Raw genomic sequence first — 25,701 nt, forward strand, 5'->3', positions numbered from 1 at the left:
TTACCTTCGTAATGCAAATGATAAGGGCCGGAAAATCCGGCCCTTGCGGGTCAATCTTTTCACGCCGTGCGCGTTTAGCGGGTGACCAGCAACGAACCGCCGCCGTTTGACTGATTGGCGCTGAACAGCTGGCCGCCGCCGTTGTTCTTCAGCACCCAGACGCGGCCATAGTGGTTGTAGTAGCCCGCCGAGTGGCCGGCTTCCGGCCCGATGCCCTGATACATGTCAAAATGCTGGCCCTTGATGGCGCCGCCCACGTCGAGCGCGACCATCAGACGCATCTCGTATTTTCCCGTGAATTTACCCTTGTTGTCCAGCAGCGGCACTTCGGCCAGCAGCGTGGTGCCTGCCGGGATCAGTGAACGGTCGGAGGCCACCGACGCTTTGGCGATCAGCGGCACCGCGCTGGCGCCTTTCACCGGCGCAAAAGCTTCCGGGCGGAAGAACACGAACGACGGGTTCTGCTCCAGCAGCTCGCGCACCTCTGCGGCGCTGTGGGTATCCGCCCACTGACGGATCGCCTGCATCGACATGTCCGCCTTGGCCACTTCACCGCGATCGATCAGCACTTTGCCGATGCTGCGGTAGGCGTGGCCGTTCTTGCCGCCGTAGCCGAAGAACACCAGCGGCTGACCGTTGCCGTAGTCGACGTAGCCGCTGCCCTGGACTTCCATCATGAAGTTGTCCATCAGCGAGTTGGTGTAAGCGATGATATAGCGATCGTCGAGCGCGCCAGAATAAATGCCCGCGCGATCCGGCAAGCGGCCCCTACCCTTCGGCGGCATGCGGTACAGCGGATAACGGAACTCGCCCTGTTGGGTATAGCGCGCCTGCACCACCGGCGTGTAGTAGCCGGTAAACTGCACGTTGCCGTAATTGTCGACGCCTTCCATCTGGTAAGCGCTGAGGCCGTACTGGCTCAGCATGCGCGTGTCGGCGCCGGACGCCATCCAGTTTTGCACCGCCTGATAGGTGCTGTTGTTGCGGTTAAACAGCGAAGGCGACGCGTACTTGATCTCCATCAGCTGATCCGAATAATCCTTGGCGTTGACCGGCGAACCTTTGGCGTTGGGCTGATTGACCAGCTCCAGCGATTGATCCAGACGGCCGTCCTTATATTGCTGACCCCGATCGGTCGGCTTGGACGAACAGCCCGCCAATACCGCCACCATCAACCCGCCCAGCAGGTATTTGCCCCAACGTCCTTTCATCGCGCACACTCTCAAACTGATATGATCTACCGGCTGAACGATAACAAACGCTCATTGATAAAGGAATCGCTGCAAATAAAAAAAGCCGCACGGAGGATGGTGATGAAAAAGAAGGCAAATTGCGGGCAAATTCAGCAGAAAAACGGGTTTAGGCCAATAAAATGCAAAAAGGGTTTGCAACAAAACGCATGGAGAGTATAGTGCGCATCCATCGGACGCGGGGTGGAGCAGCCTGGTAGCTCGTCGGGCTCATAACCCGAAGGTCGTCGGTTCAAATCCGGCCCCCGCAACCAACCGATGCCGCAGTGGCGGTATTTTGCGTTTGGGTTCGATAACAAAGTATTACACGGACGCGGGGTGGAGCAGCCTGGTAGCTCGTCGGGCTCATAACCCGAAGGTCGTCGGTTCAAATCCGGCCCCCGCAACCAACCGAATGCCGTACCAGCGGCATAACATGAACGGTGGTTTCGTCGTAATACCGCATCAAGACGGACGCGGGGTGGAGCAGCCTGGTAGCTCGTCGGGCTCATAACCCGAAGGTCGTCGGTTCAAATCCGGCCCCCGCAACCAACTCTTGATGACAACAGATAAGCACCCTGACGGGTGTTTTTTTGTATCTGCAATCCGCAAAAACAGCCGGACTTGCGCCCGGCCCTGCCGCTATCGGCTCGCTAACGCGCCGCCGTTGGCGAAATAAGCCTTGATGCCCGCCAGAATCGACTCCGCCACCTGCTGCTGGAAATGGCTGGTGCGCAGCTTGCGCTCCTCTTCGATATTGCTGATAAACGCCGTTTCCACCAGGATCGACGGGATATCCGGCGCCTTCAACACCGCAAAACCGGCCTGATCGACGCGATTCTTGTGCAACCGGTTGATTTTACCCATCCGGTTCAGCACTTCCTTGCCGAACTTCAGGCTATCGTTGATGGTTGCGGTCTGGATCAAATCGAACATGGTGTGGTCGAGATAGCGGTCGCCGCTCTTGCTGACGCCACCGATTTGGTCCGAGGCGTTCTGCGTCTGCGCCAGGAACTTGGCCGCCGAGCTGGTGGCGCCTTTGGTGGACAACGCGAACACCGATGACCCGCGCGCGGCGCGGCTGGTGAAGGCGTCGGCGTGAATCGAAACGAACAGATCGGCGCGCTGCTTGCGCGCCTTGGCGACGCGTACCTTGAGCGGGATAAACACGTCTTCATTGCGCGTCATGAACACCTTCATGTTCGGCTCGCGCTTGATCATGGCGCTCAGCTTGCGGGCAATCTGCAGCACGATGTCTTTCTCGCGCGTCTTATACTTGCCGATCGCACCGGGATCTTCGCCCCCGTGGCCAGGATCCAGCATGATGACGATCGGCCGATCGCGCCCCGCCTTGCCGGCCTGCGGCGCTTCGGGCGGCAGCGTGCGCTCCAGATCGCCTTTGTTGTAATCTTCCAGTAACGCCAGTAGCGGATCATACTCCTCGCCGCCGCTGCCGCCTTTGGTCGGGTAGAGATCCATCACCAGACGGTTGCGATACTCCGGCACCGGCGCCAGCGAGAACATGTGCGGGCTGACGCTTTGCTTGAGCTCCAGCACCAGCCGCACGGTATTCTGATCGAACTGGCCGACGCGCGCCTGCTTGAGATAAGGATCGTCGGCGCGCACCTGCCCGGCGATGCCCTTCAGCACGCTGTTGAGATGCACGCCTTCGATATCCACCACCACGCGATCGGGATTGGTCAGGGCGAACTGCTTGTATTTCAGTTCGACGTTGGATTCCAGCGTGACGCGGGTATAAGTGGAGGACGGCCAGACGCGCACGGCAATCACGTGCGATGACGCGGCGAAGCCCGTGCGACTCACACTCAGCAACCAGCTGGCGGCAACGCCCTGTAATAAACGACGGCGGCCCAGATTGTGATTAGCGTTTGGCATGCGGCTCCGGCAGTAATAACTGTTTACAACAGATGAAAAAAACACCAATGACTTGGGAATGCCGAAAACTTTAACCAATCATTCCAGCCCTGTCATCAGAAAATCTTTTTATGGTTTTTCAATTTATTAACGATTTAGCGCCCTTAGCTCGCTCTTCATGACGATTTCCCACTTGCCATTGGCGCAATAAAAGAATAAAAATACAAAAATATCGTATAAATATGCAAAGAGGTTTGCCCGTGAAGGAACGTAGTACAGAGCTGGTGCAAGGATTCCGTCACTCCGTCCCCTATATCAACGCCCACCGCGGCAAGACGTTTGTCATCATGCTCGGTGGGGAAGCCATCGAACACGAGAATTTTTCCAACATCGTCAATGATATCGGGCTGCTGCATAGCCTGGGCATTCGCCTGGTGGTGGTTTACGGCGCACGGCCGCAGATCGACGCCAATCTGGCGCAGCACAACTATGAACCGCTCTACCACAAGCATACGCGCGTGACCGACGCCCATACGCTTGAGTTGGTCAAGCAGGCGGCCGGTTTATTGCAGCTGGACATCACCGCCCGGCTGTCGATGAGCCTCAACAACACGCCGCTGCAGGGCGCGCACATTAACGTGGTCAGCGGCAACTTCATCATCGCGCAGCCGCTGGGCGTCGATGACGGCATCGACTACTGCCACAGCGGCCGCATTCGCCGCATCGATGAAGAAGCGATCCATCGTCAGCTCGACAGCAACGCCATCGTGCTGATCGGCCCGGTCGCCGTCTCGGTAACCGGCGAGAGCTTCAACCTGACTTCGGAGGAAGTCGCGACTCAGCTGGCGATCAAACTGAAAGCGGAAAAAATGATCGGTTTCTGCTCCTCGCAGGGCGTGACCGACGCGGAAGGCAACATCCTTTCCGAGCTGTTCCCCAACGACGCGCAAAAGCGTCTTGAAGAGCTGGAGGAAGGCGGTGATTACCATTCCGGCACCGTGCGCTTCCTGCGCGGCGCGGTGAAAGGCTGCCGCAGCGGCGTGCGCCGCAGCCACCTGATCAGCTATCAGGAGGACGGCGCGCTGGTGCAAGAACTGTTCTCACGCGACGGCATCGGCACCCAAATCGTGATGGAGAGCGCCGAACAGGTGCGCCGGGCGACGATCAACGACATCGGCGGTATTCTGGAGCTCATCCGGCCGCTCGAACAGCAGGGTATTCTGGTGCGCCGTTCGCGTGAACAGCTGGAGATGGAGATCGACAAGTTCACCATTATCGAACGCGATAACCTGACCATCGCCTGCGCGGCGCTGTACCCGTTCCCGGAGGAAAAAATCGGCGAGATGGCCTGCGTGGCGGTGCATCCCGATTACCGCAGCTCTTCGCGCGGCGAGATGCTGCTGCAGCGGGTGGAAAATCAGGCGCGGCAGATGGGATTGAAGAAGCTGTTCGTGCTGACCACACGCAGCATCCACTGGTTCCAGGAGCGTGGCTTCACCCCGGCGGAGGTCGACGTGCTGCCGATGCAGAAACAAGCGTTGTACAACTACCAACGCCGCTCCAAAATTCTGCTGGCGGATCTGTAATCCCTGTGGGCGCGGCCGCTACCGCGCCCCTTCATCGCTTATTCCGTCGTCTGCAGCCGTTCAGCCAATCCGCTGCGACGCTGGGTCGGCGTGCGAATGGCCCGCAGCAGCACCGCGTCCGTGGCGTACAGCGAGAGCTGCTGACGCGCACGGGTGATCGCGGTATAGACCAGTTCACGCGTCAGCACCGGCAGGAAATGGTTCGGCAACACCAGAACCGTATGCTCAAACTCCGATCCCTGGGACTTGTGCACCGTCATGGCGTAAGCGGTTTCATGCGCCGGCAAACGGCTCGGCTGCACCGACTTGATGCTGCCGTCCGGCAGTTGGAAATGCACGCGCAGCTCGCCGCGCTCATCCGGCAGAGTAATGCCGATATCCCCATTGAATAACCCCAGCGCGCTGTCGTTGCGGCCGATCATCACCGGCCGCCCCCGATACCAGCGGCCGAGCACACCCGGTTTGCGGTCGATCAGGCCGGCGCGCTGCAGCCCGAGTTCAATACGTTCATTCAGGCCGGCGACGCCGAACGGCCCTTCACGCAGCGCGCACAGCACCTGGAAGCGGCTAAAGGCGGCCAGCACCGCCGCCGCATCCGCGCCTTCGGCAGTCAGCCGCAGATAGTCGCGATAGCCCGCCACGCACGCGTCCAGCAGCGCCTGATACTCTTCGCTCGTCGCCAGCGCATAGCCCGCGACATCGCCGAAACGGCCGTTTAATGCCGCCAGCGCGCGATCCCCCGCACCGGCGTTGACCGCCAACGCCAGTTGACCGATGCCGGAACGGGCGTCGAAGCGATAGCTCTTACGCAACAGGCACAGGCTGTCGCGCACCGCCGCTTGCGCGTCGGCCCGCTGTCCTTCGATCGAACAACCGGTCAGGCGGCTCAGCTCTGCGGCGCGCGCCTCGCTGTATCCCTGCTCGGCAAAACGGCAAATATCCCCCAACACCGCGCCGGCCTCCACCGAGGCCAGCTGATCGCGGTCGCCGAGGAAAATCACCCGGGCCCGATCGGGCAACGCCGCAATCAGGCGCGCCATCATCGGCAGATCGACCATCGAGGCCTCATCCACCACCAACACATCCAAATGCAGACGGTTACCGCGGTGATAGCGCATGCGCTGACTGTTGGGTTGCGCCCCCAACAGACGGTGTAACGTCGCCGCCTCCGTGGGGAACAACGCCTGCTGCGCCGGGGTCAACGCCAGCTGACGGCTGGCGCTGCCAAGCGACTCCGTCAGGCGCGCCGCCGCCTTGCCGGTTGGCGCCGCCAGCTGAATCCGCAAGCGCGCGCTTTCATCCAGCTGCACCAACGCCGCCAGCAGTTTAGCGACGGTGGTGGTTTTACCGGTGCCCGGTCCGCCGGAAATCACCGCGATGCGCCGCGTGGCAGCCACCGCAGCAGCGATCTTCTGCCAGTCGGGTTCATCGCTCGCCGCGCCGAACAAGCGGTCGAGAATGGCGCGCAACGCCTCCTCCGGCACCGTCAGCGATTCACCTTCACCGCCGATAAACGCCGCCACTTCACCTTCGTTTTGCCACATGCGTTGCAGATATAAGCGCTGCCCACGCAGCACCAGCGGCGTAGCGCCGCTGCCGTCCCCAACCGCCGCGCTGCTCGCCAGGCGCTGCTGCCAACGTGCGCTATCCGGTCGCCCGGCCGCCTCCCACAGCGCCAGCGCCAGCGCCGGTTGGCGCCCTTCAAACAGCGTGTCCGCCTGCAGCTGCTCCAGCATCAGGCAAACATGCCCCGCCCCCGCCTCAGCGCTCAGACAGGCGGCGGCCAGTAAAATATCAGGCTCGTCTTCGCTCGCCACCACGCGGGCGAACTGCACGTCCAGCGGGCGCAGCGCGCCAAGCGCCACCGCCTGCTCCAGCAGTGCGATCATGATTTTTCCTCCGTCGCCGCAGCTTCGCCGCTGAACAAGCTATCCATTCCCGCCACCAGCTCAAACGCGGGGAGACAGGTGTAAATGCCGTTGCCCGGGTGCGCCGCATCCACGCCGCGCAGGAACAGATAAATCACTCCGCCGAAATGGCGCCGGTAATCATAATCCGGCAACCGATGGCGCAAATAACGATGCAACGCCAGCGTATACAGCTGGTATTGCAGATCATAACGATGCTCCGCCATCGCCTGCTCCATCGCCGGCCGGGTATAGGCGCTGCTATCCTCCCCCAGCCAGTTGGACTTGTAGTCCAGCAGGTAGTATTTGCCTTGCCAGCAGAACACCAGGTCGATAAAGCCTTTCAGCATGCCCTGCACCTGATGGAAATCCAGCGCCGGGCAGCGGGCGGAAAGCGGATCGTAACGCTTCACCAGAGCATCGAGCTCCTTCGCCTGCAACAGCCGGTTAATCGGTAAATAGAACTGCAGCTCTGCCTGCTTATGCTGCGGCGTCAGCGCCGCCAACGTCACGCCGCTGTCATCGAGCGGCGTATTGAGCAGCACCTGCATCCACGCCAGCAGTATCGGTTGCCAGTGTTCGGCGAACCCTTGCTGCTGCAGCTGTTCCAGCAGCCACTGTTCGTCGAGCGGCTGGGTGAAGTCCAGCGTTTCAAACAGGCTGTGCAGGAAGGTGCCGGGCGTTGCGCCGCGCGGGAAGGTATGCGGTGTAAGCGCTGGCTCACTTTCTTCCCCGCGCTCACCGGCCGCGTCGACATCCAGACGCGGCAGCAGATCCTGCATCAGGCTCGCGCCGTGCTGTTGCAAACCGGTATAGCTGGTCACCCGCCAAAAATCCTGGATCCGCCGGGTAAAGCTTTTCGCCGCCAACGCTTCGGCCAGCGACGCCTGGGGTTGCCAGGGTTCTGCATCCGGCGGTTCAACCAGCGACAGCGCGATACCGCCACCCACCAATTGCTGCAGCCGCTCCTGCAGATACACGGCGTCGCCGGGCTGCCCGCCCTGCACCAGATAGCCCAATGCGCTGCGGTGCAGGTCGGTATCGCCCTGTTTCTTGCGCGTGCCCTGGAACAGCGGCGCAATGCCGATACTGCAGTGGTACACCGAGCGGGTCAGCGCCACATACAGCAGACGCAGATCCTCCGCCAACCGCTCCTCCTCCGCCCAGGCCTGGCTCTCTTCATTGGCGTCGAGGTCCAGCAACGCCTGGAAACTGTGGCGATCGTGATACAGCGCCTGCTGCTGCTGGCGGAAGTTGCCGACGAACGGCAGCCACACCAGATCGAACTCCAGCCCCTTGGACTTGTGGATCGTGATCACCTGCACCAGATGCCGGTCGCTCTCCAGCCGCAGTTGCTGATTGTCGGACTGGCGATTAGGCTGAGCGATCTGCTGCGCCAGCCAGCGCACCAGCGCATGCTCGCTGTCGAGCTGCGCCGCCGCTTCTTGCAACAGCTCCCCCAGATGCAGCACGTCGGTCAAGCGACGCTCGCCGCCGGCGCTGGCCAGCAGGTTCTCCGCCAATTGGCGCGTTTTCATCACCTCGCTCAGCATCGGCAACACGCCGCGGCGCAGCCAGAGCGTGCGGTAATTGTCGAATTCATTAACCAGCGCGTCCCAGGCGCGCTCATCGCGGCTCAGGCCGTCCAGCGTCGGCGCGTCCAGCCCCATCAGCCCGGTGGCCATGGCGCTGCGCAGCGTGCGCTCCTGCTCCGGCGCCAACACCGCCTGCAGCAACCACAGCAGGTCTTTGGCCTCCGGGGTGTCAAACACGCTGTCGCGGTTGGACAGGTAGACCGACGGAATAGACAGCGCGCTGAGCGCATCGCGCACCAACGCCGCCTCGTTGCGGCTGCGCACCAGCACCGTGATATCAGAGGCTTGCACCGGCCGTGACGCCTTGCCGCTCTGCAGCCGCGCCAGGCCCTGCTGCCCGGCGCTGAGCCAGTCGCGAATTTGCGTGGCGCACAGGCGCGCCATTAGCTGTTGGTAATCACTTACACCCGCGCCTTCCCCCTGCTGCAGCCAGAATTGCATCGCCGGCTGCGGCTTGCCGTGCAATTCAAACGCCAGCCCTTGGTTCTTTTCCGCCGCGTTAACCTCAATAAAGGGGATTTGGCCGAACAGGAAAGGTTTTTCTACCTGAGAAAACAGGTGATTGACGCTGGCGACCATCGACGGCGACGAGCGCCAGTTGGTCTCCAGCGTATAGTGGGCGCTCACCTCTGAACGCGCGCGCATGTAGGTAAAGATGTCGGCGCCGCGAAAGGCGTAAATCGCCTGCTTGGGATCGCCGATCAGCAGCAGGCCGCAATCAGGCCGGCCGACGTAAAGTTTTTGGAAAATACGGTATTGCTGCGGATCGGTATCCTGGAATTCATCGATCATCGCCACCGGATAGCGCTGGCGGATCGCCTGCGCCAACTGTTCGCCGCCGCCGCTTTGCAGGGCGCTGTCCAAACGGCTGAGCAGGTCGTCAAACCCCAGCTCGGCGCGCTGGCGCTTTTCCTGCTGAATGGAGGTGCGGATCTCGCTGAGCGCGCGCGCCATGATCAGGTCGCGCAACGTCAAGGGTTCATCGAACAGTTCGTCTATCGCCGTGAACAGCGCATGACGCGGCGGCTCGCCCTTCTTGGTCTTCTCCAGCAGCACCGACTGGCGAAACTTGTCCAGCTCCTTCGGCAGTTGGTAATCCTGGGTCTCCTGCCCGCTCCATTCGCCGACCTTGTTCAACCAGTTCGGCAGGTGTTTGCTGCTGTAGCTGCGCTTATCGACGCCGGACTGGGCGATTAACGCCTCAAGATCGCCCGCCGCCGCCCGCCATTGCGCCTTGATGGCGTCGATGCGCGCGACGATCTGCTCGTGGCGCATCAGAACGGTTTCTTCGTCCTTCGGTGGTCGCCGCAGCGCCGGCGCTTCACCGTGCAGATAACCGGAAAGGTCGGCCAGCAACGCTTCCGGGCCGCTCCACTCCTGGCTGATCGCACGCGCCACGCCCAGCGGCAACGGATAGCAATGACGGCGCCAGAAATCGGCGCAGGCCTGCCGCCGCAGCGGCAGTTCGTCCTGCACCAGCGTTTGTTCAAACAGCATGCCGGACTCGAAGGCGTTGTGGGTCAACATCCGTTGGCAAAAACCGTGGATAGTGTAAATCGCCGCTTCGTCCATCTGCCGCTCCGCCGCCAGCAGCTGCGCAGCGGCGTCAGACAAATCGTCAATTTCTTCCATCAGCGCCGAAAACAGCGGGTTAGCGCTGATGCCGCGCACGCAGGCGATGCGCAGCCCGTGGATATTGTCACGGATACGCCCGCGCAGCTCCTCGGTGGCGGCCTCGGTAAAGGTCACCACCAGGATTTCTTCGACCGTCAACGGGCGGGGAAACGCCGCTTCCCCCCCCAATCCCAGCAGCAAGCGCAGATACAGCGCGCCGATGGTAAAAGTTTTACCGGTGCCCGCCGACGCCTCGATCAGGCGTTCGCCAAACAGCGGCAGCGTCAGCGGTTCTAGCCTCTGCGGGGCGACTTCCGTCATGGCGTAGCCACTTTACGCGGCAGGATCTGCTGCAATGCCGACGCGTTCGGATAGGTGACCCAATCCTTAGGCGCCGCGTAATCCGCTTTGTCCTGCCCGCTGCCGCTGACCTGCGACAACACCGCCAGCCCCTGCGGCTGGATCACTGCCTGGTGGAAATAATCCGCCAGTTTGGTCGGCGTCAGCTGTTGCACCTGCGCGATCAGCTTCTGGCGGGTATCAAAGGCGAAGTTGCCGCGATCGAAATCATTGGCGAACCGGCTGGCCTCCTCGCTGAGGGTTTGCGGCCGCTGTTTGAGTTCGTTGATCAGCGCCTGTTTGTACTGCTCAAAATCGGCCTCGCTCATTTCACGCAGGCGTTTCTCGGTTTTCGGATAGAAATCCTGATAGCGCTGGTACAGGTAGGCCGGCTGTTTGCTGTTGCTCTGCAACAGGAAGCCTACGCCCCACTGGCGGCCCACCGACATCGGGAAGGCAAAGACCGCATACCCCAATTGTTCCTGAGTGCGCAGCTGGCTGTAGAACCACGGCTGAATAATCTGCCCCAACAGCGAGCTGTAGGCCATGCCGGTCACTTCGTCGTAACCGGTCGGTACGTAGACCGCCGCCAGCGCCGAGTCGGTGCTGCTGCCTACCTGTTGCAGGTTGGCCAGCTGATTCTTGTCCACCACCACGTCTTCGCCGTGCCACCACTCAATACCGGTACAGCCCAGACGGTGCTTCAGCGTCGACGCCAGCGTATCGACCTGTTGCTTGCTCATGTTGCCCACCACCAGCAGCTCCGGCGTGGCCTCGGCCAGCAGGCTGTCGCGATACGCCAGCACGTCTTTCAGCGTCAGCGTTTTCAGCACTTCGCGGCGCTCGCTGCGTTCGGAATACGGCACGCGGGAAACCATCTGCACCGGCTGAATGGCCAGTTCAAACGCCTTGCCCTTCTCGGCGGCGTCCAACTGCTCCAGGTACCAGGACTTGGCCTGCGCCAGCTGATCTTCCGTCGGCGTGAAGCTGGAATAGCCCTCGATCAGCGCCGTCAGCAACTGCGGCAAGCGCTGGGTAAAGCCGTTGGCGTTAAACATCAGGCCGTTGTTCGGCGACGTCGAGAAACTCAAACCGCCGACCGAAGCCTGATAGCTCAGCTGATCCAGCGCCAGGCCGGCCAGATAATCCGTCAGCGAGAACAGCACCTGGTTGCGCGCGGAATCCATGGTCTTGGCGTTGCGGAAAGCGACGGTGACATCGGCCTTCGGCTCATCGGCGAAGTAACGGCTCGGCATATACAGCACGCGCAGGCCGGGCTTATCCACTACCATTTCCGGCTTTTTGAATTCATGCGACGGTTTGGTCAGGGTGAAATCATCCGGAATGTACGGGTTGAGCGCCGGCAATGACAGGGAAATGCCGCTGCCCAACTGCTGCCACTGCGTAAAGCGCTGTGGCGTGATTTTGTCGACCTGGTAAGGCGCATTGACGAAATAGGCCGTCTTGTTGTGCGGCTCATCGGGGCTGACGAACCAGATGCGCGCATTTTGCGGCGTCATGGCATCCAGACGTTCAGCGATCGCCTTAGGATCATAGCGATCGGCCAGGTAAGGCGCATCCAGCGCATGCTCAACCGGCACGCGCAGCATAGTGTCCACCAGCCATTCGATGTAGTCCATGTCGCGCGTGATCGACGGATAGCGGAAGTCCAGGTTCAGAACATGCGAGATTTCGTCGAAGTAACTCTGCTTGATACCTTCGCTGCGCAGCATTTTCAGGTAGTTGAAAATGGCGGCGACGACTTGGTCGCGCTGGGCCAAGCCTTTGTCAGTCAGCGAGACGCTGATGGCGAAGACGCCGCCGTTGCGATCCACCATCGGATCGGCACCGGCATTGATGGCGTCCGCCAATCCCTGCTTCTGCAACCAGTCGGACAGGGTATTTTTACTGCGGTTGCCGATCAGGTAACCGATGTAGGTATCGGTTTTGCTGCGAAACGCGGCGCTGTTGTTATCGATGCGGAACTCAACCTTCAGCTGCTTGCGCGGCTGCGCCGGCACATAGTGAATGATGATGCCCTGCTGCTCCGGCGTGACGGCCGGTACGGTGATCGGCGGCACGCTGGCGTCATGATTCGGCACGCGGCCAAAGGTTTTTGCGGCAATGTCAGCCAGCTGCGGCAGCGGTTGATTGCCGTACAGCACCCCCATCATCAGATTGGCGGAGTAGTAGCGCTTATAGAACCCCATCAGCTCATCGTGTAACTTGCTGCCCGGCTTGTCTTTCAGCGTGTCCAGATTACCGCCGGAGAAGCGCGCGCTCGGGTGCGCCGGGTTGAGGGTTTCCGCACCGACCTGCGCCATACGCATGCCGTCGCGCGAACGCGCCATCGTCAATTCTGCATTCACCGCGTTGCGCTCGCGATCGGCATTGCCCGGATCCAGCAGCGGCTCCGCAATGGCGTCGGCCATGCGATCGACCGCCGGCTCCAGCGCGTCATTCTCCACTTCCAGATAGAAGGCGGTGCGATAAGAAGCCGTGCTGGCGTTGTGGCTGCCGCCGTGCTTTTTCAGGAATTCGGACAGGTTTTCCGGCTCGGGATAACGTTTGGAGCCCATCAGCACCATATGTTCCAGATAGTGCGCCAAGCCCAGTTGGCTGTTCGGATCTTCGAGCGACCCGACCGGCAATGCCAGCGCCGCCAGCGATTTCGGCGCCTGGACATCGGACACCAGCAGCACCGTCATGCCGTTAGCCAACTTGATCGCCTCGTACTGACGCGGATCGTGCTCACTCTTGTTGATCTTCTCCGCCAGCGGTTGCCATCCTTGTGCGGCCCAGCTCAACGGCGCCCAACACATAGCCAATAATACCAGCCCGGTGATGCGGGCCAACTGTCTGCGCATATCCAAAATAAACCCCTATTCTGACATCGCCACGCCCACTCCCTGACGCTGGCGACGTACATCAAAACCACATAACCAAATCTGTACTCGCCGGGTTCTTCGCCAATGTGGCGCCCCAAAACGCGGCGGGTATATGCCTGTACGTTATGTAAGACCGGGAATTACCCCAATGGTTGAATATAACCTTCGTTATTTTTACCACCTCCCGCCGCACAGCACCACCGGGGGATTGTTACCCCAGGTTATGACGCGCCACCGGCAGCAGATAACGCTCTGTTTCGGCCAGTATTTGCGCCAGGTAGTCATTGTCCAATTGGCGGAACACTCGCTGAACATAGGGATCTTCCCCTTCTCCGGGAATGCGCTGATCGCCCTGCCAAGCCTGCAGCAATTTGGCGCGAGCCTTTGCTTGCGCTTCTTCCTCCCAGTCGATTTGCTGCGTTTCCGGCTGATAGCACTGACTCAGCCACGCCCAGCCGCTCTTGTTCAGCAACAACAGCGGCTGACACAGACCGCGCTGATAGCCCGCCAGCAGTTCCGCCAGCTGCGCCTGCGCCTCTTCAGGCGAAAGCGCGGCAAAGCGCCAGGCGGAGTTCTTGCGACCATACATGCGGCTCTCGCCGGTGCCGCCGGCGCAGCAGTACACCAGGTGCTCCAGCCACAGTAATATGCCGTCCACCGCCGACAACGTGGCGGGCCGCCAGCGCAACAGGCCGTCATCCTGCACCTGATGCAGCCAGCCGCTGAGGCGCACGCCAGCAATATCGATGTCCAATTCCAGGCTGTGGCTCTCTGCGCGTTCCGCACGCACCTGCTCAGCCAGTTCGCTCATCTCTTCCTGCTGCTTTTGCCAATAGATCTCGCCGAAGGCGCCATAGGGCAACCCCCCGGCGGCGCGCACCCGTTGGAACAACCGTTCGGGATCGTCGCCGTCAATCAGGGTATTCAGCAGTTGGCTGTTGAACTGGTAGCGGCTGAGGTTATCCAGCGTGAAGGGCTCTTCGTCCGGCAGCTCGGTCTCTTCCAGGATAAAGCTGACGCCCAACCGCAGCTGGAAGAAGGCGCGAATAGGATGGCGGTAAAACCGCAGCAGCTCATCCAACGATATTTGCTGCAGCGTTTCGGCGGGCAGCGGCTGGTTGAAGGCCGGGTGCGCAGCCCCGCGCCCGTCGGCGGCGGGCAGCCACTCGGCGGCATAGCTTTGCGCTTCCGAGCCCGGCAAGAAATTCTCGGCGGCGAACGGCATGCGCGCATGCCACTTCAGCAAATGCTCGCCCACTCGCCGGGCGCTGTCGTCTGCGGTGCACGCCTCGTCTCCCGGCAGGCAATAGCTTTGCTCCAGATACTCCAGCAGCTCGGTAACCAGCACCGAAGGATAGCGCGGGCTGTTGTCCTGAATGGAACGGCCAATGAAGCTGATATACAGCCGTTGTTGCGCGGACAGAATCGCCTCCAGGAACAGATAGCGGTCGTCATCGCGCCGGCTGCGGTCGCCGCGCTTGACCTGCTGCGCCATCAGATCAAAACCCAATGGCGGCAACGTGCGCGGATACACGCCGTCGTTCATGCCCAGCAGGCACACCACCTTGAACGGAATCGAGCGCATCGGCATCAGCGTACAGAAGTTGATTTGCCCGGCGAGGAAGCGCTGGCTGATGCGCTCCTGATCGAGGCGCGCCGCCAAATCGTCGCGCAGAATCGTCAAGGGCACGTCATCCGGATAGCGCGCCGCCAGGCCAAAATTGATGGCCTGTTGCCACTGCTGCTCGATCAATGCCAGCACCACTTCGGTATCGCTATCCGCTTCGAAGAAGGCATCCAGCAGCTGTCGGCACAGCGGTAGCCATGCCTCGAGCGAGCGCGCTTCGCTCAAGACTTGCCGCCAATGGCTCAATTGGGCCAGCAGATCCGCCAACTGCCCCGCCAGTTCGGCGACCAACCCGCTCGACTCGTCGTAAGGCAAAATGCCCTGCCAATCGCCGGCGTTGCTGTCCATCGCGTAACCGAGCAGCATGCGCGTAATGCCGAATCGCCAGGTGTGCTGGCCCGTGGCGGGCAGATCCAGTTCTCGCACGTTATCGTCGTCCAGCCCCCAGCGCACGCCGGATTCACCGACCCAGTGACGCAACAGGCGCAGCCCCTCTTCGCCAATGGCGAAACGGGCGGCCAGGGCCGGCACTTCCAACAGCGCCAGCACCTGTTCCGACGTAAAGCGGCTTTGCGGCAGATCGAGCAGGGAGATGAACGCCTGCAAAGCCGGATGCGCCTGTCGCGCTTTACGGTCAGAAATGGCGAACGGCAGGTAGCGCTCGGCGGGAGCATTGCCGAACACGGCCTGAATATAAGGCGTATAGCTGTCGATATCCGCCACCATCACGATGATGTCGCGCGGCGTCAACGCGGGATCCTGCGCGAGCATGGTCAGCAGTTGATCGTGCAGCACCTCCACTTCCCGCTGTGGGCTGTGGCAGGCGTGCAGGCTGAGGGAACGATCTTGCGGATCGAGCCTGCGCTTGCTGAAACTGCTTTCCAGCGTTTCTGCCGTGATGCCGATCACCGCGTGATCTTCCAGCTCCAGCATATCGCGTTGAACGGCGTGCAGCATGGTATCCGCCGGGATATCGACAAAGGCGTCGACCTCTTGCGCCCCTTCCATCTGCGACAGCAAATAGAGGTGATCGCGCCCGAGCTTGCCCCAGGAGGCCAGCAGCGGGTTACTGAGCTGCTGCTGCCCTTCAGCGTCAAACAGACGCGCCGCGTCAGCCGGTTCGCGAAACAGCCCTTGCTCGCGCGCCTGATGATAGTGACGGCGCTTGCGGCTCTGCAAGCGGGCCAGGAAAGCGTAATCCTGAATGTCGCCCCAGTAATAACGACAAGGGTTGGTGAACATCAGGTGGATATCGATATGCCGCCCCAGCGCCTGCAGCGCCTCCAGATAGACCGGCGGCAACGCCGAGATGCCGCAGATAAACACCCGCGGCGGCAAACCGGGCGGACACGTTGTTGCCTGCTCCAGCGCGTGGATAAAGCGGCTGTACAGATTGGCGCGGTGCCATTCCGGCTGCCCCAATTCGCGCGTGTACTCCACCAGCCGCGCCCAGAGCGGCGCCTGCCACTGCTGAGCCTCGGGCAGACCGTCGATGCGTTCGCCGCGCTGCCAGCTCTCCAGCCACTGCGGACGATAAACCAAATACTGGTCGAAAAGGTCGGCAACCCGGCCGGCCAATTGGTGGATTTTTCGCTTGTCGCCGTCATCGGTGAGATAGTGCTGCAGTGGCGCGAACGCCGGCTGGGTCAGCATCTCCGGCAGCAGCCACATCAGCTTCCAGGTCATGGCGTCCTTGCTGAAGGCGCTCTCTTTCGGGATATCCGGCAACACGCGGGTGAACATGTCCCAAATGAAGGTCGCCGGCAGCGGAAACGCGACATTGGCGGCGATGCCGAACTGCTCCGCCAGCTGCATTTGCAGCCATTGCGCCATACCGGGGCTCTGAACCAGCACCACTTCCTGTTGAAAAGGATCGGCCAACGGATCTCTGGCTATCAGCGCGCTGGTCAGCGTTTTCAATAAATCCAGCTGATTGGAATGATAAACCGTGAACATGATGGCTCCTTTAAAACAAGATACGTACCGGCTCAAAAACGGGTGCAATACCAGCGGCTCAGCGTCGCCCACTGCCGTTGCGGAGTTTGTACTCTGACCGTCAATCGGCGGCAATCCGCATCCGCGCCGTCGAACGCCGTCTCGCGTCGCCAGCCTTCCGGCAGCGGTTCGGCATCGAGCCGACCGGTGACGGCGAACGCCTCCAACTGCTGATGCGCCATCACCCAGGCTTGCCGGTAGTGCCACTGGCGCTGGAACGACTGCAACAGCACCTGATGATACTGTAACAAGCCCAGCAGCGACACCGAGAACAACAATGCCGCCACCAACACTTCCGGCAGGCTGAAGCCGTTGCGGGATAACCGCCCTACGCAAGCGTTAACCCTCACAGTCGGCCGGCCTTTTCTCGGGGCAAAAATCCAGCCGGCCGCCCGGCTGCGCTTGCACCCTGCCGACCGATTCCGCACCGTCAAACGCCCCCCATTGATACAGCCAAAGCGGCTCACCGCCGCGCATCTCCCCAAGGCCGCGTACCGTCACGACGCCCGCTCTGGCAGACAGCCGGGCGCAGGCCGTCAGTTCCGCGCGCTGCCTGCATAACCAGGCCGCCGCACTCAGCTCGGCGCGCGGCCAACGCTGGAGCATGCCCCAACTCAGCGCGGAAGCGGCCTGATTGTAAGCCTGGAGGTAGCGCTGCTGATCGGCGGCCAGTAACAGCGCGTTATCCAATTGCCGGTGCTGGGCATTGAGCAACATCAACCCCAACGCCAGCAGCAACATTACCGCCGCCAAAGTACTGCCGCCTCGCTGGCTCCGCCGGTTCATGGCAACGCCGCCATTTCGATGCTCCCGCTCAGGCTGCGCCTGATACGCGCATCGCCGACAGAGCGCCCCGCCAGAGTCAAACGGCCCAGCGCACCGCCATGCTCCCCGCGCTCTATTGCCACATGAAACCGCTCAATGCGCACTTCGTCATGATCGAGCAGCCGCTCCCAGCCGCCGCCGTCGCATTGACTTACGCCGCGCTGCCCTTCCAAGCCGCCATTGCGCAGCCGATAACCGAAATAACCTGCATCCTCACCCGAGGTGAGCCATTGCCCGCTGCGGGTGATGTCGTAAGCGACGATAACGCAGCTGCCCGCCGCTTCTCCCGCCGCCTGGCCGATCAGCAGCGGGCGGCCGGCGCACTGCCCGGCACAGAAACCGGCGCGGCGCAGGTCTTTCTCAATACCGAACGCCAGTTGCCGCAGCGTTGACTCCAGCCGAAAATGCTGGCCGACGGCCACGTTTTGCTGGCGCAACAGCGGATAGGTTTTCGCGGCGCCGAGCGCGATCACGCTGCCGAACACCAGCGCCAACATCATCTCCGGCAAGGTAAAACCGCGTTCGACAGTCAGCATGGCGCGATCCCCCTTATCCGGAGCCCTTCGCTGCACAAACGCAGCCGCCCTCGGGCGGACAGCACCAGCCGCAGGCCGCCTGCCTCGTTGCTGAGCAGGATGTGCCCCGCCTGCGCGGTATTGCGCAAGCCGTAAAACCCGATCTCTTTGTCGGTGTAGCCGCTCAAAACGACGTCGCGGTAAGACGGTGAGAAAACGGAACCCTCGGCGGAAGCGCAATCCGGCGGCGGCACACCGCCGCCCAGGCACCAGGGCGTGCCGTTCTTGAACCACAGCAGCGTCGTGCGGTTGCGCCAGTTGGCGTCCGCCTGCAGTCGCAGTAAAAACGCCAGCAGCTGCTGTGCAGTATGTTCCAGGCGCAACGTTTGCTGATGGTGGCGCCATTGACCGACGCCCCAGCCGGTGAGCATGCCGGCGATCAGGAGCGCCGCCAACAGCTCAATCAGTGTCACGCCACGCTGGCGGTCATCGATGTTCGAGAGCGTATTTTCTTTCATGCGGCCAGTTTAAGGGCCGTAACAAGGCGGTAAAGCCGCATGCGCAAGCCTTGCGGCAAGCTGCGCAATGTTTTCCCTATAGCGACAAATGGCGACAATAAAATGCGGCGCGGCGCGCAATGCGGATAAAAAAAGGGGCGCAATCGCTGCGCCCCTGGTGTGATGCGGTTAAGGTCAGATCGCGACCGGCGCCTTGATGGCCGGGTGCGGATCGTAACCTTCGATCTCGAAGTCTTCGAAACGGTAATCGAACAGCGAAGCCGGCTTGCGTTTGATCACCAGCTTCGGCAACGGACGGGGTTCACGCGTCAGCTGCAGCTTCGTCTGTTCCATATGATTGCTGTACAGATGGGTATCGCCACCGGTCCAGACGAAGTCGCCAACGTCCAAATCGCACTGCTGCGCCATCATATGCACCAACAGCGCGTAGCTGGCGATGTTGAACGGCAGGCCGAGGAACACGTCGCAGGAACGCTGGTACAGCTGGCAAGAGAGCTTGCCGTCCGCCACGTAGAACTGGAAGAACGCGTGGCACGGCGCCAGCGCCATCTGGTCCAGCTCACCGACGTTCCAGGCGGAAACGATGATGCGGCGCGAATCCGGATCTTGTTTCAGTTGCTGGAGTACGTTGCTCAGCTGATCGATCTGACGACCGTCCGCCGCCCCCCAGGCTCGCCACTGCTTGCCGTACACCGGGCCGAGATCGCCGTTTTCATCGGCCCACTCGTCCCAAATGGTGACCTTGTTGTCACGCAGATAGGCGATGTTGGTATCGCCGTTCAGGAACCACAACAGCTCATGAATGATCGAACGCAGATGACATTTCTTGGTGGTCACCAACGGGAAGCCTTCCTGCAAATTGAAACGCATCTGGTGGCCGAAAATCGACAACGTGCCAGTGCCGGTACGGTCGGCTTTAGGAGTGCCCTCGGCGAGCACCTTGTTCATCAAATCCAGATACTGTTTCATTTGTCCCTCACGACAGTTGTTGCTGCGGGCGACGACGGTACGCCCAAATCATCATAATAACACCGGCCACCACCATCGGGATGGACAGGATCTGCCCCATGCTGATCACGCCGTCGAACAGGCCAAGCTGGGCATCCGGCTGGCGGAACGCTTCAACGATGATGCGGAATGCGCCATAACCGATCAGGAACAGGCCCGATACGGCACCCATCGGCCGCGGCTTGCGGATGAACAAGTTCAGAATGATAAACAGCACCACGCCTTCAAGCAGCAGTTCATACAGCTGGGACGGGTGACGCGGCAGCACGCCGTACTGATTCAGCAGCGGCAGCAGAGAAGGATCGGCGGCGGCGAGCGCCACGTCTTCGCTGCGCGAGCTTGGGAACAGCATCGCCCAAGGGGTGTCGGTGGTCACGCGGCCCCACAGTTCACCGTTGATGAAGTTGCCGAGGCGGCCGGCGCCCAAACCGAACGGGATCAATGGCGCGATAAAATCGGAAACCTGGAAGAAGGTGCGTTTGGTGCGGCGAGCGAACCAGAACATCACCAGAATCACCCCCATCAATCCGCCGTGGAACGACATGCCGCCATCCCAGACTTTAAACAGATATAGCGGATTATCCAGGAACAACGGCAGGTTGTAGAACAGCACATAGCCCACGCGGCCGCCGACGAATACGCCCAGGAAACCGGCGTAGAGCAGGTTTTCCACTTCGTCTTTGGTCCAGCCGCTGCCCGGCTTGTTGGCGCGGCGCACCGCCAGCCACATGGCAAAAACGAAGCCGACCAGATACATCAGGCCGTACCAATGCAAAGAAACCGGGCCAATGGAGAAAATGACCGGATCAAATTTAGGAAACGCCAGATAGCTATTGCTCATCTATCACCACAACATGTCTGTTATTTTTCCCCATGCGGGGGCGGCAGGTGCCAAACGTCGGCGCAGGTTGTCACACGCCTTTCAAACGGCAGCGTTGGCCGCTGCGGTTTGCAAGACGACGAACATGCGTCGCGCTGAGGTTGCGCATCATAACATAGGCTTAGCGCGGTCCGGGCCGGCAGCGCGGGAAAAGTTCTGTAAAAAAATCACATCGCGCGGCGATTATCTGCCGCCGCGAATCAACCCGCCCATGCCGCGTCGCTCCATAAACGCCGCCACCAAATGGCGCACTTCCGTGGTCATTTGGGTGTTCAACACTCGGTGCGCCAACACTTCGGCGTCGGCAAGATCGATATGCCGCAGCAGGTATTTGATGCGCGCCACGCTGCGTCCGTTCATGCTCAGATTGCGATAGCCCATGCCTACCAGCAACAGCGCGCCCATCGGATCGCCGGCCAGTTCACCGCACAGGCTAAGCTGCAGCCCGGCCGCTTTCCCCTGTTCGGCGATCAGCTTCAGCACCTGCAGCATCGCGGGATGCAGGCTGTCGTACAGCGAGGCTACCCGCGTGTTGTTGCGATCCACCGCCAGCAGGTACTGGGTCAAATCGTTGGTGCCTACCGAGATGAAGTCGACGCGCCCGGCCAAATGCGGGATCAGGAAAATCATCGACGGCACTTCCAGCATCACGCCGATTTTCGGTTTCGGGATCGCGTAGCCAAGCACCTCTTCCACCTCGCGCCCGGCGCGGTCAATCAAGCGCTTGGCCTCATCGACCTCTTCCAGGCTGGTGACCATCGGCAGCAAAATGCCCAGGTTGCCGGTGCCGGCATTGGCGCGCAGCATGGCGCGCACCTGTATCAAAAAAATCTCCGGCTGGTCCAGAGTGATGCGAATGCCGCGCCAGCCCAGGCAGGGATTTTCTTCGCTGATCGGCATGTAGGGCAGTTGCTTATCGGCGCCGATGTCCAGCGTGCGCAGCGTGACCGGTTTGTTGGGGTAAAGCTGCAGCATGCCTTGATACTGCGCGACCTGTTCTTCTTCAGAAGGGAAACCGCTTTGCAACATGAACGGAATTTCAGTGCGGTACAACCCCACGCCGTCCACCCGGCCGCCCAACAGCTGTTCATGTTCCGGGCTGAGGCCGGCGTTCAACATCACCTGAACGCGTTCGCCGCTTTTCAACTGCGCCGGCTGTTCGACGTCGTCTTCCGCCAGCTTGCTCAGTTCCTGTTCTTCGCTGATCAGCCGTTGGTATTCCTGCACCAGCACCGGCTCAGGATCGACCAGCAGTTCGCCGCGATACCCATCAACGATCAGCAGCCGCTGGCTGAGCAGAGAAGGCTGGATGTCGGCGCCCATCACCGTCGGCACCCCCATCGCCCGCACCAAAATCGCCGCATGCGAATTGGCGGCGCCGTCGCGCACGACCACGCCAACCAGGCGATCCTGCGGCACTTCGGCCAGCAATGTCGCGGTCAGTTCATCCGCCACCAGCACAAAACGCGCCGGCCACTGGGTGGCGCCCTGAGTGGTGTCGTCGAGGTGGAACAGCAGGCGCTGACCCAGCGCGCGCAGGTCGCTGCCGCGCTCGCGCATATAGGTGTCCTGCAGTTTGGCGAACTGTTCGGCAAAGGCTTCTATCACCTGCTTCACCGCCCATTCCGCCACCGAGCCGTTGTCAATTTCGGCGAACAATTCGCGCTTGAGGCGGGCGTCGTTTAGCAGGTGAGAATAAAGATCGAAGATCGCCGCGCTCTCTTTTTGCGAGCTGGCGGCAAAACGCTTGCTGAAGCGGCGAAATTCCGCGCCGGCCTCTTCCAACGCCAACGTCAGGCGCTCGCGCTCGCTGGCGGTGTCCAGCGTCGACGCGCGGTAAACCTGATCGAGCGAAGGCTGGCTGCTGTCCTGCCACCCTTCCGCCACCGCTACGCCGGGCGAGGCCGCCAGCGCGCGCACGCGCGTTTGGCGATACTGGCCGAAAATGGCATTAAGCTGCGACTGTGAAAGGATCCCGGCCATCTGCGTGGCCAGGGTGACCATGAACGACTCTTCGCTTTCGTCGAACTGGCGCAGCTCGCGCTGCTGCACCACCAACACCCCCAACAGCTGGCGCCGGTGAATGATCGGTACCCCGAGGAAGGATCGGAAACGATCCTCTTTGACCTGCGGAACGTACTTGAAGCTGGGATGGCTTTGGGCATCGGCCAGGTTGATGGGTTCGGCCCGGCGGCCGACCAACCCGACGACACCTTCGTCAAACGCCAATGCGATAGTGCGCCCGCGCGGCTTTTTCAGCCCGCGCGTGGCCATCAAGTAGTAACAGCGGCGATCGTTGTCCGCCAGGTAAATGGAGCACACTTCGGTGTCCATCGCCAGACAGGTTTCATTGACCAGCAGATCCAGCGCATCCGTCAGACTGGCCGCCGCGGCCACCTTCTCTACAATTTCTCGCAAGCGCGTGAGCATAGTCGGCTTAACTTAACCTCTCTTTCGGCGATAAGCGGGGGCCTGCCGCGGCGCCGCCTGCTCTTGCATCGGCATCACGGTCACGGCGAATTCTTTCATCACCCGGCGGTAGACGTCGCGTTTAAACGACACCACCTGGCGCACCGGATACCAGAAGCTCACCCAGCGCCAACCGTCGAACTCCGGTGTGCTGCTGCGCTGCATGTTGATATCAGCGTCATTGCACAGTAGCTGCAACAAAAACCATTTTTGCTTTTGGCCGATACAAACCGGCTTTGTGTCCCAACGCACCAAACGTTTCGGCAATTTATAGCGCAACCAGTTGCGGGTCGAAGCCAGGATGCGCACATCCTTTTTACTCAGCCCCACTTCTTCGAACAGCTCACGGTACATCGCCTGCTCCGCAGTTTCGCCAGGGTTAATCCCACCTTGGGGAAACTGCCAGGAGTGCTGACCGTAACGGCGGGCCCATAAGACCTGCCCCTGACGATTACAGATTACGATACCAACATTCGGGCGGTAGCCATCATCATCGATCACCGGACTACCTCGATAAGCTTAAATTCGCATAGATGTCCTGATTGTTTCACACAAGCTACAGGCGGTAAACCACTGCTTTACGGCGCTGCGGGCCGGATAACATTGGGATAACTCACAGATATAGGCAAAGTTATAAACATGCATCGGCATTTCAGACCGGTTTTATTCACTTTTTCTGTGGATAGGTGTGTGTAGAACTCGAGGGATAAGCCGGTAAAACTCTCGTCCCCGAAAATCCCTCCTCACACCGAAAAAACAATATTACTCCTAAAAACATATAATTAACCAATATCCCACAGTTATGTACAGGGCAAAAATGTGATCTATGCACGGTAAGGATCTTACCCTGGCGAAAGATCCACCAACGCCGTTTTTATCCACAGATTATCCGGGCAAGTTACGCACAAAACGGACAAATTCGTAAAAAACCGCCCGAGTCAAGGCTGTAAATTGAACCAGTGATCGGTAAAAATTTGGGTTATCCCATAAATCTGTGGATAAATAGGTGTAAGATCCTGTTTATTGTCGGTGGCTTCAGGTGAACAAGCCTCGCGGAAGCATTGTCGCCCGCGCAAGGAAAGAAAAAAAGTCATGTAAAATCATGCTACTATTATTCTTTTCCCCAGGCGACTGGGGTTACCGTTTCCCGTGTATCTTTGCAGTACGTTTTTCAACCAAATTCGACAGGCTTGATTTATGGCGTTTTTATCCCCTCTGCCGCCCCCGCCGGAAAATGAACGGCAGCTGTTCGAGCGCGCTCAGGCGCTGGCCGGCTTCAGTTTTGGCGAACTGGCCGCCCGCGCGCAGTTGCCGATCCCCAAGGATCTGAAACGCGATAAAGGCTGGGTGGGCATGCTGCTGGAGCTGTACCTCGGCGCCATGGCCGGCAGCAAACCGGAACAGGATTTTCCCGAGCTGGGCATTGAGCTGAAAACCATTCCTGTCGACGCCGCCGGCAAACCGCTGGAGACCACTTTCGTCTGCGTGGCCCCGCTCACCGGCAACAGCGGCGTCACCTGGGCCAGCAGCCACGTTCGCCACAAGCTGGCGCGCGTGTTGTGGATACCGGTAGAGGGCGAACGGCAAATCCCGCTGGCGCAGCGCCGCGTCGGTTCGCCGCTGCTGTGGAGCCCGAGCGCTGCAGAAGAAGAGATGCTGCGCCGCGATTGGGAAGAGCTGATGGATCTGATTGTGCTCGGTCACGTAGAACGCATCACCGCACGCCACGGCGAAGTGCTGCAACTGCGCCCCAAAGCGGCCAACAACAAGGCGCTCACCGAAGCCATCGGCGAACAGGGGCAACCTATCATGACGCTGCCGCGCGGTTTCTATCTGAAAAAGGGTTTTACCGGCGCGCTGCTGGCAAGACATTTCTCAATCTAGGCGATTTCGTTTAACTCTGGTTTAGCTAGCCCTGTCAGCGCCACGATAAACGCGTATAATTCACCCTTTGCATTTATTAAGTATTAAGGTGTGTCGGGCAATGTTCGAATGGATTATGGATCCCAATGCCTGGTTAGCGTTAGGTACGCTAACCATTCTTGAGATCGTACTGGGTATTGATAACATCATTTTTCTGTCGCTGGTGGTGGCGAAGCTGCCCAAAGCGCAACAGAACAAAGCTCGCCGAATGGGCTTGGCCGCCGCCATGCTGATGCGCCTGGCGCTGCTGGCCTCCATCGCCTGGGTGATCCGCTTGACGCACCCGCTGTTCACCGTGCTGGATCACGCCATTTCCGCCCGCGATCTGATCCTGCTGCTCGGTGGATTGTTCCTGATCTGGAAAGCCAGCAAAGAGATCCACGAAACCATCGAAGGCACGGAAGAAGAGCACCACACCAAGGTGCACAGCTTCTTCGGCGCGATCGTACAGATCATGCTGTTGGATATCATCTTCAGCCTGGATTCGGTGATTACCGCCGTAGGCCTTTCCGATCACCTGTTCATCATGATGGCGGCGGTGGTGATTGCCGTCGGCGTGATGATGTTCGCCGCACGGCCGATCGGCGAATTCGTCAATCGCCATCCGTCGGTGAAAATGCTGGCGCTGGCGTTCCTGATCCTGGTGGGCTTCACGCTGATGCTGGAAAGTTTCCAGGTGCACGTGCCGAAAGGCTACATCTACTTCGCCATGTTCTTCTCCATGTCGGTAGAAGCGCTCAATCTGATGCGCAGCAAGAAAAACCGTTCGCCGGAATAACCCTACGCGGAGGCCGCCATCGGCGGCTTCCGCCGTTTCGTTGCCCCCTCATTTCAGTTTTTCTTATCAGATAAAGACTTATCTGAGACGCTCTCTGCCAAGAGTTTGCTAATCTTGAAAGAACATTGTT

At 60.4% G+C, this 25,701-nt stretch carries 17 protein-coding genes and 3 tRNA genes; 6 read left to right on the forward strand and 14 right to left on the reverse strand.

The annotated features are described in order from the left end of the window. Positions 1-74: 74 nt before the first annotated feature. The gene (gene mltA, locus ACJ8J1_RS15920) at positions 75-1,211 is read right to left on the reverse strand and encodes a murein transglycosylase A (protein ID WP_033644860.1); all 1,137 of its coding nucleotides are present in this window, start codon (positions 1,209-1,211) and stop codon (positions 75-77) included. Between the two features lie 216 nt (positions 1,212-1,427). On the opposite strand from mltA, the gene ACJ8J1_RS15925 reads away from it, so the two are divergent. From ACJ8J1_RS15925 to ACJ8J1_RS15935, 3 genes are all read left to right on the forward strand, one after another. Then, a tRNA-Met gene (locus ACJ8J1_RS15925) sits at positions 1,428-1,504 on the forward strand. A gap of 58 nt (positions 1,505-1,562) precedes the next feature. Further along, positions 1,563-1,639, forward strand: a tRNA-Met gene (locus ACJ8J1_RS15930). A gap of 65 nt (positions 1,640-1,704) precedes the next feature. Beyond that, positions 1,705-1,781, forward strand: a tRNA-Met gene (locus ACJ8J1_RS15935). Between the two features lie 90 nt (positions 1,782-1,871). Here ACJ8J1_RS15935 and amiC read toward each other — a convergent pair. Beyond that, entirely contained in the window at positions 1,872-3,125 is a 1,254-nt protein-coding gene (gene amiC / locus ACJ8J1_RS15940) for an N-acetylmuramoyl-L-alanine amidase AmiC (RefSeq protein WP_033644859.1), read from the reverse strand. A gap of 239 nt (positions 3,126-3,364) precedes the next feature. Here amiC and argA point away from each other — a divergent pair, with 239 nt between their 5' ends. Continuing rightward, positions 3,365-4,690: an amino-acid N-acetyltransferase gene (gene argA, locus ACJ8J1_RS15945; protein ID WP_033644857.1), complete on the forward strand. Its 1,326-nt coding sequence runs from the start codon at positions 3,365-3,367 to the stop codon at positions 4,688-4,690. 38 nt (positions 4,691-4,728) lie between these two features. Here argA and recD read toward each other — a convergent pair whose 3' ends face one another. From recD to rppH, 12 genes are all read right to left on the reverse strand, one after another. Further along, the gene (gene recD / locus ACJ8J1_RS15950; protein WP_033644856.1) at positions 4,729-6,579 is read right to left on the reverse strand and encodes an exodeoxyribonuclease V subunit alpha; all 1,851 of its coding nucleotides are present in this window, start codon (positions 6,577-6,579) and stop codon (positions 4,729-4,731) included. Continuing rightward, positions 6,576-10,127 carry an exodeoxyribonuclease V subunit beta gene (gene recB / locus ACJ8J1_RS15955; RefSeq protein ID WP_033644855.1) on the reverse strand — a complete coding sequence of 1,184 codons (3,552 nt, stop codon included), beginning with the start codon at positions 10,125-10,127 and terminating at the stop codon, positions 6,576-6,578. Before recB ends, recD begins: the two co-directional genes overlap by 4 nt. Next, the gene (gene ptrA / locus ACJ8J1_RS15960) at positions 10,124-13,012 is read right to left on the reverse strand and encodes a pitrilysin (protein WP_033644854.1); all 2,889 of its coding nucleotides are present in this window, start codon (positions 13,010-13,012) and stop codon (positions 10,124-10,126) included. The genes recB and ptrA overlap by 4 nt, the downstream gene beginning before the upstream one ends. 232 nt (positions 13,013-13,244) lie before the next feature. Next, on the reverse strand, positions 13,245-16,616 hold the full coding sequence (gene recC, locus ACJ8J1_RS15965; protein WP_033644853.1) for an exodeoxyribonuclease V subunit gamma: 3,372 nt from the start codon (positions 16,614-16,616) through the stop codon (positions 13,245-13,247). A gap of 32 nt (positions 16,617-16,648) precedes the next feature. After that, positions 16,649-17,005 carry a prepilin-type N-terminal cleavage/methylation domain-containing protein gene (locus ACJ8J1_RS15970; protein WP_033644852.1) on the reverse strand — a complete coding sequence of 119 codons (357 nt, stop codon included), beginning with the start codon at positions 17,003-17,005 and terminating at the stop codon, positions 16,649-16,651. Then, complete coding sequence (locus ACJ8J1_RS15975) at positions 16,995-17,441, reverse strand: YgdB family protein (protein ID WP_015378916.1); 447 nt, start codon at positions 17,439-17,441, stop codon at positions 16,995-16,997. Before ACJ8J1_RS15975 ends, ACJ8J1_RS15970 begins: the two co-directional genes overlap by 11 nt. Further along, positions 17,438-18,016 (reverse strand): prepilin peptidase-dependent protein, encoded by a 579-nt coding sequence (locus tag ACJ8J1_RS15980; protein WP_033644851.1) that lies wholly within the window; start codon positions 18,014-18,016, stop codon positions 17,438-17,440. The genes ACJ8J1_RS15975 and ACJ8J1_RS15980 overlap by 4 nt, the downstream gene beginning before the upstream one ends. Then, positions 18,010-18,513 (reverse strand): prepilin peptidase-dependent protein, encoded by a 504-nt coding sequence (locus ACJ8J1_RS15985; RefSeq protein ID WP_033644850.1) that lies wholly within the window; start codon positions 18,511-18,513, stop codon positions 18,010-18,012. The genes ACJ8J1_RS15980 and ACJ8J1_RS15985 overlap by 7 nt, the downstream gene beginning before the upstream one ends. A gap of 174 nt (positions 18,514-18,687) precedes the next feature. Next, positions 18,688-19,482: a thymidylate synthase gene (thyA, locus tag ACJ8J1_RS15990; protein WP_015378919.1), complete on the reverse strand. Its 795-nt coding sequence runs from the start codon at positions 19,480-19,482 to the stop codon at positions 18,688-18,690. 7 nt (positions 19,483-19,489) lie between these two features. Beyond that, entirely contained in the window at positions 19,490-20,362 is an 873-nt protein-coding gene (lgt, locus tag ACJ8J1_RS15995; protein WP_015378920.1) for a prolipoprotein diacylglyceryl transferase, read from the reverse strand. 222 nt (positions 20,363-20,584) lie between these two features. Continuing rightward, on the reverse strand, positions 20,585-22,831 hold the full coding sequence (gene ptsP / locus ACJ8J1_RS16000) for a phosphoenolpyruvate--protein phosphotransferase (RefSeq protein ID WP_033644849.1): 2,247 nt from the start codon (positions 22,829-22,831) through the stop codon (positions 20,585-20,587). A 12-nt stretch (positions 22,832-22,843) separates the two neighbouring features. Further along, positions 22,844-23,371 carry an RNA pyrophosphohydrolase gene (gene rppH / locus ACJ8J1_RS16005; RefSeq protein WP_004931849.1) on the reverse strand — a complete coding sequence of 176 codons (528 nt, stop codon included), beginning with the start codon at positions 23,369-23,371 and terminating at the stop codon, positions 22,844-22,846. Between the two features lie 696 nt (positions 23,372-24,067). On the opposite strand from rppH, the gene mutH reads away from it, so the two are divergent. Beyond that, the gene (mutH, locus tag ACJ8J1_RS16010; protein ID WP_033644848.1) at positions 24,068-24,754 is read left to right on the forward strand and encodes a DNA mismatch repair endonuclease MutH; all 687 of its coding nucleotides are present in this window, start codon (positions 24,068-24,070) and stop codon (positions 24,752-24,754) included. A gap of 100 nt (positions 24,755-24,854) precedes the next feature. Further along, complete coding sequence (locus ACJ8J1_RS16015; protein ID WP_033644847.1) at positions 24,855-25,571, forward strand: TerC family protein; 717 nt, start codon at positions 24,855-24,857, stop codon at positions 25,569-25,571. Positions 25,572-25,701: the final 130 nt, after the last annotated feature.

Source organism: Serratia sp. CY37869 (genome assembly GCF_052168895.1).
GTDB classification, from domain to species: Bacteria; Pseudomonadota; Gammaproteobacteria; order Enterobacterales; family Enterobacteriaceae; genus Serratia; species Serratia ureilytica.